Raw genomic sequence first — 13903 nt, forward strand, 5'->3', positions numbered from 1 at the left:
CTTTCTTCGCCCTATTCCTTGAACTTTGATCATACCTTAGCTATAGGTTTAAATTATTCGTCTTTATCTGATATTCGGTAAACCCCTGATACCATCAAGCTTCAGCGCAAGGGCCAAAAATCACGTACAATGAAAGCGTTTTTTGAATTAGGAAGTCTTCAATGCCGCCATTTGTCTTGGTCGATGGGTCATATTTTTTATTTCGTGCGTTTCACGCGTTACCCCCTTTAACCACGTCAACAGGATTGCACACCAATGCCATCCGCGGTGCGATTTCCGCTATTCAAAAATTGATGCGACGTATTCAACCTACGCATATGGCCGTTATTTTTGATACGCCTGAACCGACTTTCCGCCATGTCCTTTCACCTATTTACAAAGGTGACCGTCCAAGCATGCCTGAAGAGTTGGCAGAACAAATTCCGTATTTACATGCGTTAATTCGTGCTTTAGGTATTCCTCTACATACCCTTCCAGGCGCAGAAGCCGACGATGTTATTGGCACTTTGGCCAAACGTGCCGAAGCCCTAGGACATCAAGTGCTCATCTCCACTGGCGACAAAGACATGGCACAGTTGGTCACAGACAAAGTGACTTTAGAAGACAGCTTTAAAGAACGTCCTTTAGATGTCGATGGTGTATTTGAAAAATTTGGCGTTTGGCCCAATCAAATTATTGATTATTTAACCCTAATGGGTGATGCCTCTGATGGCATTATGGGTGTGCCGGGGGTCGGTGCAAAAACCGCGGCTAAACTCTTGACTGAATACGGCTCGATTGGCGGTATTTTAGAAAATGTTGACAAAATTAAAGGTAAAGTTGGTCAAAACATTAAAGACAGTGTTGAAGGCATTACCCTCGATCATCAATTGGCCAGTATTGTCATCGATCTCGATTTAAGCTTTGATTATGACGATCTGAAACTTCAAGAGCCAAATGTAGACGCCTTACGTACTTTATATACGGAGCTTGAGTTCCGTAATCAGTTGCAATCACTCGATCATCCCAATAATCCAAACAACTCAAATTACAAACAAGTCTCAAAATCCATCAGTTCAAAAACCGCAGCTGAAGCGACACCCGTTGAAGATCAAGCGTCAAAAACCAGTGTAGATGATCAATTGGGCCAAGCCACGTATCACACGGTTTTAAGCCAACACGATTGGGATGTCTTGTTCCAACGTTTAAGCACTGAAAAGCGTTTTGCTTTTGATACTGAAACCACCAGTCTCGACTACCGTATTGCTCAAATTGTCGGTTTTTCTGTGGCTTTCGATGCCAATGATGCTTACTACGTGCCTTTAGCACATGATTATGAAGGCGCACCTGAGCAACTTAATCGCGAGCTCATTTTGGGTCAAATCAAACCGATTATTGAAGATGCATCAGTTCAAAAAATTGGTCATCATTTAAAATACGATGCACACGTTTTAGAAAACCACGGCATTCAACTGCAAGGTTGGTATTTTGACACCATGTTAGCGTCGTATGTGCTGAATTCTGTTGCCACTCGTCATGGTATGGATGATGTTGCACGTTTGTATTTAAGTCATTTGACCACTACCTTTGAACAGGTGGCAGGCAAAGGGGTGAAACAAAAAACCTTTAATCAAATTGAATTAGAGACCGCCGCCCATTATGCAGCCGAAGATGCGCATGTTACGTATCGCCTGTATGAAGTTTTAAATACCAAACTGCAAAAGCACCCAGAACTGATCAATATTTTACATAATATTGAAATGCCCGTTGCCCGTGTACTGACCATGATGGAAGAAAACGGCATTGAACTGAATTTAGACTTTTTAGATCAGCTTAGTGTTGAATTTTCCAACACCATACAAGATTTAGAAAACCAAATTACAGAACTGGCAGGCCAACCCTTCAATGTCAGCTCACCGAAACAAGTGGGTGAAATCCTATTTGATAAATTGGGCTTAAAAGGTGGTAAAAAGACTTCGACGGGTCAGTACAGTACCAGTGAAAGTGTTTTAGAAAAAATTGAACATCCGATCACCAATCTTATTTTGGAATATCGTGGTCTTTCTAAACTAAAAAGCACCTACACCGATGGCTTACTGAAACAAGCCAACAATGAGACACACCGTGTTCACACCAGTTATCATCAGGCTTTAACGGCTACTGGCCGTTTATCTTCAACTGATCCTAATCTACAAAACATTCCTGTACGCGAAGATATTGGTCGTCAAATTCGTAAAGCATTTATTGCACCGAAAGGCCGTGTCTTACTGGCAGCCGATTATTCACAAATTGAATTGCGTTTAATGGCACATTTTTCTCAAGATGATGCCTTAGTCGATGCCTTTAATCATGGTCAAGATGTACACCGTCGTACAGCGGCAGAAGTCTTGGGGATTGCACTAGATGACGTGACCAGCAATCAGCGTCGCCAAGCCAAAGCGGTAAACTTCGGCCTACTCTATGGTATGTCTGAATTTGGTCTGACGCGTCAACTGGGTTTCAGCCGTGAAGAATCACGTAGTTATATTGGTAAATACTTTCAGCGCTATCCGGGTGTCTTAGACTACATGGAAAGAACGCGCCAAGTCGCACGTGAGCAAGGCTTTGTCGAAACCATTTTAGGTCGCCGTTTATATACACCCGATATTATGGCCAGCAATAAAATGGTCAAACAAGGGGCTGAACGTGCTGCCATTAATGCGCCACTGCAAGGCTCAGCGGCCGATATCATTAAAATGGCGATGATTGCAGTTGAAAAAATCCTGCCAAAAAATCAAGCCAAAATGCTGTTACAAGTGCACGATGAATTGGTTTTTGAAGTCGATGAAGCCATTGCGGATGATCTGGCAGTGAAACTCGCCGAAGTGATGCAGTCTGTACTGAAAATATCTGTGCCATTGGTGGTTGAAGTCGGAAAAGGCAACAACTGGGATGAAGCACACTAATTATCTCATCAGCTCCCTCTCCTTCTTAGGAGAGGATTAAGGAGAGGTCAAATAAACCTCTCCTACTTCCCTTTTGCAAAGGTATAGGAAATTGAAGCAATAAAAAAGGACTCACCCGAGTCCTTTTTTATTGCACTTAAACTTATAAACCAGTTAACAGTACAATTGCCACTTCTTTCATAATCGTCTCTATCAACAGTAGCGTAAAAATTGCCACAATCGGAGATAAATCAATCATGCCCATATTCGGTAAAATACGACGAAATGGTGCAAGCAATGGCTCTGCCAATTCTTGTATCACCTCAATATACGGCGAACGAGACTGTGTGAACATCACCACCCAGCTCAAAATAATCGAAGCAAAAATCAAATAACGACAGAAACGGATTAAATCCTGAATCATGGTCACAAAAGTCATAATCAATAAATGCACTGGGCTATTCACTGAAGCACCCGATAAATGCATAACACCGTACATTTTTAAAATATACAGTACCACCAATAAAATTAGGGCAGCCGTATTCACTCGCCCTTTTCCAGTGGTCGGAAAAATTCGACTAAAAATATCTACAATTTTAGTTGCCTTAGCCGTAGAAAGTACCACAGGGTTATACGGACTTACTGCAGCCAATTGCATTAAAAAACGGAAAAAAACGAGCAAAATTGCAACGTTGATGATAATGCCAAAAATTAGCGCAGAATTTGCACCCATACCAAAACATTCCTAAAATAAAATTACTTAATGCTGTCACTTAATTCTTGAGCAAGCTCTTGACTGCGTTTTTGCGCGGCTGCTAAAGCTGCCTGAATATTTTGCGAAATATGCGCATGATCAAACACTTCAATGGCAGCTTGTGTCGTGCCATTGGGCGAAGTGACATTTTTGCGCAATTCGGCTGGCGTATTTGAACTGGTAATCGCCATTTGTGCAGCACCTAAAGCCGTTTGCAATGTTAATGCAGTCGCCACTTTTTCATCTAATCCTAAGTTTTTACCCGCACGAATCATACTTTCCATCATATAGAAGAAATATGCAGGGCCAGAACCAGAAACTGCGGTCACGGCATCAATTTGCGCTTCAGAGTTTACCCAAATTGTGAGGCCAGTAGAAGCCATCACCTGACTTGCAAGCTCACGGTCTTGAAGCGTCACGGCTTCTTTTGCAAATAAACCATGCGCGCCCGTTTGCACTAAAGCAGGTGTATTTGGCATAACACGTACCACACGCTCTGTTTCTAAAACATGCGCAATGGTCGAAATTTCTGCGCCAGCGACAATTGAAATAACCAATTTGCCTTCTAATTGACCTTTTAAAGCTTTTAAAATATTAGCCAAATATTGAGGCTTTACCGCCAACAGTACAATGTCTGCATCACGAATAGCCACCAAATTATCATCTGTTGTGTGAACATCTTTTTCAGCCAACAATAACCGAATTTTTTCGACAGGGTCTGAAACTGTAATACGCGTTGCGGGTAAACCACGGGCAAGAAGGCCACCAATTAAGGCCTGTGCCATATTGCCACCGCCAATAAAAGTAATATTACAATTTAGAACTGCGCTCATGATGAAGATCCGATCTTGCTGTTATCTGAAGAAATTAATGTGGGTAGCCATCCCGCCTTGACGCAATAAGGAGAATGAGCCAGCCAAAAGCCATTCGGCGTAAAGACACCTAGCATAACATTATCCATGCTTAATATTTGAATTGTATGACGGAGCCAAGGAAAAATTTGCGCTTGCTGAATTGCTTTCTTTAAAGGCCATGTTCCCACACGTCCCTGTAAGTGAATTTTTTCTCCACCTTGACGCTGCGTCAAGGTTAAACGCTGTTCTAATAAAGCAAAAGATAAGCCAAATTGTGGTGTACGCTGCATAACAAAATGTCCTGCAGGTAACTGAATATTTTTATTTAATGCTAAATTTATCGATAGAGTTTCAGGTTGTGGTACTTCAGACGCTTGATAGACTGCCTTAGATAAACGATAAAGTTTGCAAGCAAAACGTACATAGTAAAAGCCATTCCAATGTAATGCTGCCTGTGCATCCACTTTTGAATCAATTACTTCCTGTTGTAAGCGTTGCACCATTTCAAAAGAAGGTCGATATTGATCCAGTCCTTTCATCCAAGCTGACAACAACTGACGCTGTCGAGGTCTAGACAAGACCTGAAACTGTTCAAGTTGCAACACCTCAGATGTAGCACAAGAAGCTAAATCCTGTGCCAAGACATCGGCCAAAATATCGCTTGCATCTTGCATTAAACAACTGGTGCGACTGATTGCAGTTTGCATTTGAGGAAACCGTGATTGCAATATTGGCCACAATTCTTCACGGCACCATGCACGGTCATAATGGGTATCAAAATTACTGAGGTCTTGAATATTTTGCACATTCAATGCTGTCGCCCATTGGCAAATCTGCTCACGGGACACATTCAACAATGGTCGCCAAATGGTCAATTGATCACGCTGATCGAGTTGTTGCATGGCCGCCAAACCATGAATACCCGCCCCCGATAAAAGTCGAAGCATCAATGTTTCTGCCTGATCTTGCTGATGATGAGCCAAAACCAGCACTTCATTTGCTTTCAAATGCATTTGGTAGGCTTGATAGCGTGCGGTGCGTGCTTGATTTTCAAGGTTACCGTTATGGACTTGAACTGCTTGCACAATACAAGGCACATTCAGTTTCTGACAAACAGATGCCACAAAATGCCCCCAATCGGCACTGTTTTTTTGCAATTGGTGATCGATGTAAATGGCACGAATATTTTGCGGGCACAATAAAGACATTAGATGCAGGAGCAACATGGAATCCATGCCACCACTACATCCAATTAAAAAAGAAGTCTGTTCAGGAAAAGTGCTTATTTGGCTTAAGCAGTCAGACCTAAATTGTCGCTGCCAAATTTCATTAAACGCTGATAGCGTGCTTCGCATCGTTCTTTTGCATCCAACGGCGTTAATTCTGCTAAAGCCTGTTTTAGCACAGATTTTAGGTTTTGCATCACTTCTTCAGGGTGCAAATGTGCGCCTTCACCTTCATCTACCACATATTCAACAATACCAATTTTTTGTAGTTTGTCTGCAGTTAATGATAGCGCCTCACTCGCCTGTTCCGCTTTTTCTGCGGTTTTCCACAAAATAGAGGCACAGCCTTCAGGTGAAATCACGGAATAAATACTGTGTGAAAGCATCACAACGCGGTCTGCAACACCAATACCCAATGCACCACCAGAACCGCCTTCACCCAAAACTGTTGCAATGATTGGCACTTTTAAGCTCGACATTTGTGCAAGGCTGGTCGCAATTGCTTCTGCTTGACCACGTTCTTCTGCACCCACACCTGGATACGCGCCCATCGTATCAATAAAGGTAAATACAGGTAGATTAAAACGCTCAGCCATCGCCATTAAACGCTGTGCTTTGCGGTAACCTTCTGGGTTACTCATACCAAAATTATGTTGTAATTTTTCACGTGTGCTACGACCACGGTGCTGACCAACAACCATTACAGGCTGACCATCAAAACGTGCAAGACCACCAATCATTGCACCATCGTCACCGAACAAGCGGTCACCATGCAACGCATCAAACTCAGTGAAAATTTCACCTACATAATCCAAATATTGCGGACGATCTGGATGACGTGCAATTTGAACTGTAGCCCATGCTTTAGATTGCGCTGCTTTATTTTTCATAGGTCGACTATTATCCCTGAATTAACCAATCTGTTCATCGATAAACCGTTCTGACAAGATATGCAAATCAATATCCCAATGCTTGAACTGCACTTGTTCATCATGCAAGTCCGCAACAAGCAAAGGCCATTGTTTGGCATCGCCAGAAACACTCAGTTGCCATTGTTGCGCATTGTCGACACTTAATTCAATGGCAGGAAGCATCTCATCACTACGACTATGATTCAGTAAAACTGCTAAACGAAGCAATAGACATAAGTAAATAAGTTTGCTACCGCCAACTTTCATCACATCCACACGAGCGTCGCCACGTAGCTTACGACGATGATGTGCCATCAAGTGAGAAAGGTGATTTTGATCAATTTGTGAAAAACCGGGAATATCGGAATGTTGCAATAAATACGCACCATGACGGTGATAACCACTGTGACTAATGGCTAAACCAATTTCATGCAAATAAGCCGCACGACGTAATAAATCACTGTCATCACTGCTTAATTCTAACTTTTGCGCGACATTATCAAACAGATGTTGCGCTGTTGTGACCACGCGTTCGGCTTGTTTTGAATCAGCATTGTAACGACCCATTAAGGCATGTACAGAACGGTCACGCACATCTTCATGCTGAAAACGCCCAAGTAAGTCATACATCACGCCTTCACGCAACGCGCCATCGGAATACACCAACTTGTCGACACCCAACACATCAAATACAGTAGATAAAATGGCAATCCCTGCTGGCAAAACTGCTCGGCGGTCTTCTTTTAAACCATCAAATTCCATTTCGGAGACATGCTTATACTTCAGTAATTTTTCTTTTAATTTTTCTAAGCCATCACGGGTTAATTCTTCCCGTTCATTGCTCCAGCCCATATTTACGGTAATTTGGCGACAGGCTTTAATTGTGCCACTCGAACCCACCACTGTATCCCAGCCCGCAGCTTTATATGTATTGGCAATACCCGATAATTCTTTACGAGCAGCATTAACGGCTTTATCAAAACTTTTTTGATTAATTTCACCATCGGTAAAATAGGCTTTGCTAAATGCTACGCAGCCCATTTGCACAGATTCAGTATGGATAGGCTCAAATTCTTCACCAATGATCAATTCAGTCGAGCCACCACCAATATCAATCACTAAACGGCGACCACTATTGGCCATGGTATGAGACACACCCAAATAAATGAGACGTGCTTCTTCACGTCCTGCAATAATTTCAATCGGTTTCGGTAAAATTTCAGCTGCTTTTTGAATAAATTCGTGACCATTTTTTGCCTGACGCAAGGCATTGGTCGCCACAATACGCAAACGATTCGGCTGTACTGAGCCTAAACGGCCGACAAAGCGTGACAGACAAGCCAAGCCACGTTGTTGGGCTGCTTCAGTTAAATTTTTATTTTCATCTAATCCAGCTGCCAACTGAACTTTTTCTGACATTGAAGCAACTTTTTTCACTTCACCATGATCGACGCGCGCAATGGCTAGGTGAAAGCTGTTTGACCCCATATCAATGGCAGCAAGTAATTCTTCATCAATCAAAAAATCAGACATGATTCAAAACAAACCTATACAGAATTGTGCTTAGAGTAATTCACAAGCTAGCAATTTAAAAGCCATTTATGCGCCCATATAACGAACGCCGTATTTTTTATCAGATATGACAATTGTGTTACACGATTAGCACTATCGTGAGCATCAATTAGACAAACTCCTTATAAAGTTTGAAAATTTACACAACCCCCTACATTGTTATAGATGGCTATGTAATAATTATCTTATTAGAGCTATCTTAAAATTATTTTGGAGCAACATCCATGTCAGGCAATATTGTAAACACAACTGATGAAAACTTTGATGCAGACGTTCTTAAATCTGACGTACCAGTACTTGTCGATTTCTGGGCAGGCTGGTGTGCACCTTGTAAGGCTATTGCCCCTGTTTTAGAAGTTTTATCTACAGAATTTGAAGGCAAAGTTAAAATCGTAAAAGTTGATGTAACTGCATGCGAAGCGACTGCTGTAAACTACAATATTCGTAACATTCCTGCATTATTAATGTTTAAGAATGGTGAAGTGGTTGCACAACAAGTTGGCGCAGCACCAAAATCAAAATTAACGGCTTTCATTGAAGAAAACATCTAATTTTTTGATGTCTATTTAAAAAATAAAAAATACGCCCTTTTAAAGTGCGTATTTTTTTTGTCTATAAATTGACAAAGTTTGGTTTCTCTCTTATATTGCTAAATCAAGAAACAAAGGATCTTAAATCCTGCCATTTTCTTAACAAGACACAACACATAATATCGCCGTTCGGCAATAGAAATTGTTTTTACACATCTTTCTCTAAACAATAAATCAGTACTCTGATTTTATTATTGTGCAAATACAATTGCGTAATCTAATTGCATACATGTGCGACTAAATGTTGCTTCCTTTTCATCCTGTACCCTAGAATTTTTGATTCTTATCTGACCTCCTATGAATTTAACTGAACTCAAGAAAAAACCGATTGGCGAACTCATCAAAATTGCGGAGTTTATGGGCCTAGAAGGAATGGCACGTAACCGTAAGCAAGACATTATTTTTGCCATATTAAAGCGTCATGCAATGAATGGTGAAGAGATTTTTGGTGATGGCGTTCTCGAAATTCTGTCGGATGGCTTTGGCTTCTTACGCTCAGCTGCAGGTTCTTATCTTGCAGGCCCAGACGACATTTATATTAGCCCTTCACAAATTCGTCGTTTTAATCTGCGCACTGGCGACACCATTACAGGAACAATTCGTCCACCTAAAGAAGGTGAACGTTATTTTGCATTATTAAAAGTTAATCAAATTAACTACGACACACCTGAAAACTCACGTAATAAAATTTTATTTGAAAACCTCACCCCGCTTTTCCCAACTGAGCAATTGGTTATGGAATTGGGTAACGGTACAACTGAAGATTTAACGTCACGTGTCGTTGACTTAGTTGCACCTATTGGTAAAGGTCAACGTTCAATTATTGTTGCGCCACCAAAAGCTGGTAAAACCATGCTTTTACAGAACATTGCGCAATCTATTGTACGTAACAATCCAGAATGTTTCTTGATTGTTCTTCTGATTGATGAACGTCCTGAAGAAGTAACCGAAATGGAACGTACTGTTCGTGGTGAAGTCATTGCATCAACATTTGATGAAGCACCTGCGCGTCACGTACAAGTAGCTGAAATGGTTATTGAAAAAGCCAAACGCTTAGTTGAACATAAGAAAGATGTCGTCATTCTTCTTGACTCAATCACGCGTTTAGCTCGTGCTTACAACACAGTGATTCCAAGTTCAGGTAAAGTCTTGACCGGTGGTCTAGATGCACATGCGCTTGAACGTCCAAAACGCTTCTTTGGTGCTGCTCGTAATATTGAAGAAGGTGGGTCACTCACTATTATTTCTACTGCGTTGATTGAAACAGGCAGTAAAATGGATGAAGTGATTTACGAAGAATTCAAAGGTACGGGTAACCAAGAGATTACTCTTGATCGTCGCATTGCAGAAAAACGTGTATTCCCTGCAATGAACATCAAAAAATCGGGTACTCGTCGTGAGGAACGCTTAATGTCAGAAGACAATTTGCGTAAAGTCTGGATTCTACGTAAGCTTCTTCATACTCAAGACGAATTGGCTGCAATGGAATTCTTACTTGACCGTATGAAAGAAACCAAAACCAATGATGATTTTTTTGATCAAATGAAGCGTAAAGCATCTAACTAATTTCAGCAAAATATAAAAAGGGCTTTCTTTAACGTTAGCCCTTTTTTTTGGTTGACATAACTTACACAACCAAACAATTAGCAGTATTTTGTGTAAACTTATTTTCAAGTAAATGATTATAAAAATATTTTAGCTAAAAACCCTATTGTTTTTAGGTGCTTATTTAGCATTTATCCAATATATTTCTTTTTATTGATTGTTATTTTCTGTTAAAAAAACTCAATTTTTAACCAATTTTTTGCTATTTTCGAGCATATGGCAGTAGTAATTCAAAATGCACAGTGATAGCATATTCGCATCCCAGTTAGACTGCGTTGCATTGTTAGGACCTAAGCAAAAAATTAGGCATGATAAAAGCAATAACAGTGCTAACTAAGGTTTTTTATAATCTCATATTTAGAGAGTGATGCCATGTTATTCAAAAAAATCGCTATTGCTGCTGCAGTTGCTACTACTTTAGCTTTCGTTGGCTGTGCTAAAAAAACTGAAGAAGCTCCTGCTGCTGCTGCGTCTGAAGCTACTGTTGCTGCTTCTGAAGCTGAAGTTGCTGCATCTGCTGCTGCTGTAGAAGTTGCTGCTTCTGAAGCTACTGTTGCTGCTTCTGAAGCTACTGCTGCTGCTTCTGAAGCTGTTGCTGCTGCTTCTGAAGTTAAAGCTAAATAATCTTACGATTATTAAGTTAAAAAAAGAGAGCCTATGGCTCTCTTTTTTATTACCTAAAACAAAGTAAATAAAAAGCTACTTCGTTCACTATTATAAAATATCAATTAGAACAAATTTTATATTCCGAGCACACCATCGCTCTATTGCGCCCCTTTATAAAATTTGAATAAAAAAAGCAGATCAATCGATCTGCTCATTTCCCACACGCTGTCTAAATTTCTGACCAGCGCGGAATGTGACTACACGGCGTGCAGAAATCGGAATTTCTTCACCCGTTTTTGGATTTCGGCCTGGGCGCTGACGCTTATCGCGTAGCTCAAAGTTACCGAAACCAGAGAGTTTAACTTGTTCTCCAGAGATGAGCGCTTGGCTAATCTCTTCGAAGAACAACTCGACCATTTGTTTTGCTTCACGACGGTTTAAACTCGTGAGCTCACTTAAATGATCAGCCATTTCTGCTTTAGTTAATGCGGTCATGAAGCCCTCAATGTCGCTTGGTAAGTATTTGCTAATACTTGCAGTATGTTATCCATACCTGATTTAATTTCAGCATCTTCAAGTGTACGCGTTGAATGTTGCCAAAGAAGCGCAAATGCCAATGAGCGTTTACCCTCTTCTACACCTTGCCCAGTGTATACATCGAATAACCAAACAGAGTCTAAAAGCTCTCCGCCTGTTTTTGCGATAAGTTGCTGAATTTCGCTAACATTAATCTTATCACTAATTAAAAGCGCAATATCACGTCTTACCGACGGAAAACGTGATAATTCTGTAAAATTAGATACATAAGTTTGCAAAACAGCCTGTTGATCAAGTTCAGCTACCCAAGTTGTGCTTAAATCCAATTCATCTTCTAATGATGGATGTAAACGACCCAGATAACCGATGGATTCACCATCGACTAAAATTTCAGCAGATTGTCCTGGATGAAGCCAAGCACGCTCAGAACGAACAAACTCAACCGATAAACGACCCGCAGCTAAAATCTCTTCAACATCACCTTTAAAATCAAAGAAATCCATTGGTGTTGCTTTACCATGCCAAGATTCTGTAAAACGTGAACCTGTCGCAATGAGAGCAAAAGTTGGAATTTGTTTTAAATCGTGAATACTCGTCGCGCCTTGATAGTCAAAACGCAAACCTAGCTCAAAGAAACGCACACGGCTTTGCTGGCGGTTCACATTATATTGAACACATGGAATCAGGCTAGACAATAAGGTTGAGCGCATCACCGCTAAATCGCTTGAAATTGGGTTTGCCAATGCCAAAGATTGTACGTGCGGATTCAGTTGTTTCTCAAGTTTTGCATCTGCAAAGCTAAAGCTGATGGCTTCTTGGTACCCCAAAGCCACCACAGTTTGACGTAATTGTGCAAGTTCAAACTGATCTTGATACTTTGCCAATTTCACATCAATAACTGGCAGACTAATTTGAATATTATCATAGCCGTGAATACGAGCTACTTCTTCAATCAGGTCTTGGTAAATTGTCATATCATAACGATGCGATGGTGGCACAACCGTCCACTCACCCTCGGCTTTGAGCGTTACGATACACCCTAAGCGCTGTAGAGCATCGGTAATGAATGCACTTCCAACCTGATAACCAAGAAGCTGATCGACCTGTGCTTGAGTCAATTCAATGGCTTCACGCTTAGGTAGTAATGTAGTTTTTTCAGCAACCGTAATCGGACCGAACTCACCGCCCGCCAATTCAGCAATTAACTGCGAGGCACGATTCATTGCAACCATTGGTAATTCAAAATCTACACCACGTTCATAACGTTGTGATGCATCAGTATGCAGACCAAAGCGACGTGCACGACCTGCAATAGACAATTGGTCAAAGAATGCAGATTCTAAGAAAATTTCTGTGGTTTCATCTGACACAGCAGAAGATAAACCACCCATAATCCCAGCAATCGCCAAGGCTTTATGATCATCTGCAATGACCATTACATTTTCAGCTAGTTCAATTTCTTGTTCATTTAGCAGGGTTAATTTTTCAGCGGCTGTTGCTTGGCGCACATGTACAGAACCTTCGACTTTACCACCATCAAAAGCATGTAAAGGCTGACCCAGTTCCATCAAGACGTAGTTGGTAATATCCACCAAAATACTGTGCTGACGAATACCTGAACGTGCTAAAGCGCGCTCCATCCATACTGGTGTAGGGGCTTTGGTGTTTACATTTTTAATCACACGACCTAAGTAGCGTGGGCAACCATCAGTCTCTACAACAATGTTTTTTTGATCGGTAATGGTTGAAGCAACGGCTTTAATTTCAGGTGCAGTTACAGACAACTGATTGATCACACCAATTTCACGTGCCACACCACGAATACTGAAACAGTCACCACGGTTTGGGGTAATACTGATATCAATCACGTGATCATCGAGGTCTAAATATTCACGAATATCCATACCCACTGGTGCATCAATCGGTAGCTCTAACAGACCATCAATTTTATCTTCAAGGTCAATTTCAGAAGCACCACACAGCATTCCTTGTGACTCTATGCCACGTAGTTTGCCTTTTTTAATTTTAAAATCACCCGGTAACACCGCACCAATGGTCGCAACTGGTGCTTTCATTCCTTCACGTACGTTTGGCGCACCACATACAATCTGTAAAGGCTCACCTGTGCCAATGTTCACCGTGGTTACACGTAAACGGTCTGCATCTGGGTGCTGTACCACAGTCAGAACTTCACCAACCACCACACCTGTAAATGGTTTTGCAGCTGGTGATAACTCATCAACTTCTAGACCCAACATCGTCAATTGGTTTGAAAGTGTGTCACTATCAATGGCTGGATTTACCCATGTACGTAGCCAATTTTCGCTAATTTTCATTTCGTTAAA

Annotated in this window: 11 protein-coding genes; 4 read left to right on the forward strand and 7 right to left on the reverse strand. The window is 41.2% G+C overall.

Annotated features, from left to right (window positions below; translation table 11 throughout):
* Positions 1-161: 161 nt before the first annotated feature.
* The gene (gene polA / locus BBP83_RS00050; protein ID WP_068885385.1) at positions 162-2924 is read left to right on the forward strand and encodes a DNA polymerase I; all 2763 of its coding nucleotides are present in this window, start codon (positions 162-164) and stop codon (positions 2922-2924) included.
* A gap of 142 nt (positions 2925-3066) precedes the next feature.
* Here polA and BBP83_RS00055 read toward each other — a convergent pair whose 3' ends face one another.
* The 5 genes from BBP83_RS00055 to ppx are packed head-to-tail and all read right to left on the reverse strand — an operon-like array spanning position 3067 to position 8181.
* Positions 3067-3636: a YggT family protein gene (locus tag BBP83_RS00055; RefSeq protein ID WP_068885386.1), complete on the reverse strand. Its 570-nt coding sequence runs from the start codon at positions 3634-3636 to the stop codon at positions 3067-3069.
* 23 nt (positions 3637-3659) lie between these two features.
* Positions 3660-4490 (reverse strand): pyrroline-5-carboxylate reductase, encoded by an 831-nt coding sequence (gene proC, locus BBP83_RS00060; RefSeq protein WP_068885387.1) that lies wholly within the window; start codon positions 4488-4490, stop codon positions 3660-3662.
* Positions 4487-5866, reverse strand: coding sequence for a tRNA lysidine(34) synthetase TilS (gene tilS / locus BBP83_RS00065; protein ID WP_078055368.1), 1380 nt, complete (start codon positions 5864-5866; stop codon positions 4487-4489). Before tilS ends, proC begins: the two co-directional genes overlap by 4 nt.
* Positions 5803-6627 carry an acetyl-CoA carboxylase carboxyltransferase subunit alpha gene (locus BBP83_RS00070; RefSeq protein ID WP_068885389.1) on the reverse strand — a complete coding sequence of 275 codons (825 nt, stop codon included), beginning with the start codon at positions 6625-6627 and terminating at the stop codon, positions 5803-5805. Before BBP83_RS00070 ends, tilS begins: the two co-directional genes overlap by 64 nt.
* Before the next feature lie 21 nt (positions 6628-6648).
* On the reverse strand, positions 6649-8181 hold the full coding sequence (ppx, locus tag BBP83_RS00075) for an exopolyphosphatase (RefSeq protein WP_068885390.1): 1533 nt from the start codon (positions 8179-8181) through the stop codon (positions 6649-6651).
* 263 nt (positions 8182-8444) lie between these two features.
* Between ppx and trxA the strand changes: the two genes are divergently transcribed.
* The 3 genes from trxA (at position 8445) to BBP83_RS00090 (ending at position 11039) form a co-directional block, all read left to right on the forward strand.
* The gene (gene trxA / locus BBP83_RS00080; RefSeq protein ID WP_068885391.1) at positions 8445-8771 is read left to right on the forward strand and encodes a thioredoxin; all 327 of its coding nucleotides are present in this window, start codon (positions 8445-8447) and stop codon (positions 8769-8771) included.
* A 336-nt stretch (positions 8772-9107) separates the two neighbouring features.
* A complete protein-coding gene (gene rho / locus BBP83_RS00085) occupies positions 9108-10376 on the forward strand; it encodes a transcription termination factor Rho (protein WP_068885392.1) in 1269 nt (422 codons plus the stop codon).
* A 411-nt stretch (positions 10377-10787) separates the two neighbouring features.
* Positions 10788-11039: a hypothetical protein gene (locus BBP83_RS00090; RefSeq protein ID WP_068885393.1), complete on the forward strand. Its 252-nt coding sequence runs from the start codon at positions 10788-10790 to the stop codon at positions 11037-11039.
* A 180-nt stretch (positions 11040-11219) separates the two neighbouring features.
* Here the strand turns inward: BBP83_RS00090 and BBP83_RS00095 are convergent, their stop codons facing one another.
* Both BBP83_RS00095 and pheT read right to left on the reverse strand, forming a co-directional pair.
* On the reverse strand, positions 11220-11516 hold the full coding sequence (locus tag BBP83_RS00095) for an integration host factor subunit alpha (RefSeq protein ID WP_005007563.1): 297 nt from the start codon (positions 11514-11516) through the stop codon (positions 11220-11222).
* Positions 11513-13894: a phenylalanine--tRNA ligase subunit beta gene (gene pheT, locus BBP83_RS00100; RefSeq protein WP_068885394.1), complete on the reverse strand. Its 2382-nt coding sequence runs from the start codon at positions 13892-13894 to the stop codon at positions 11513-11515. The genes BBP83_RS00095 and pheT overlap by 4 nt, the downstream gene beginning before the upstream one ends.
* Between the last annotated feature and the right edge of the window lie 9 nt (positions 13895-13903).

Source organism: Acinetobacter celticus, assembly GCF_001707755.1.
In the GTDB taxonomy this organism is placed as follows: Bacteria; Pseudomonadota; Gammaproteobacteria; order Pseudomonadales; family Moraxellaceae; genus Acinetobacter; species Acinetobacter celticus.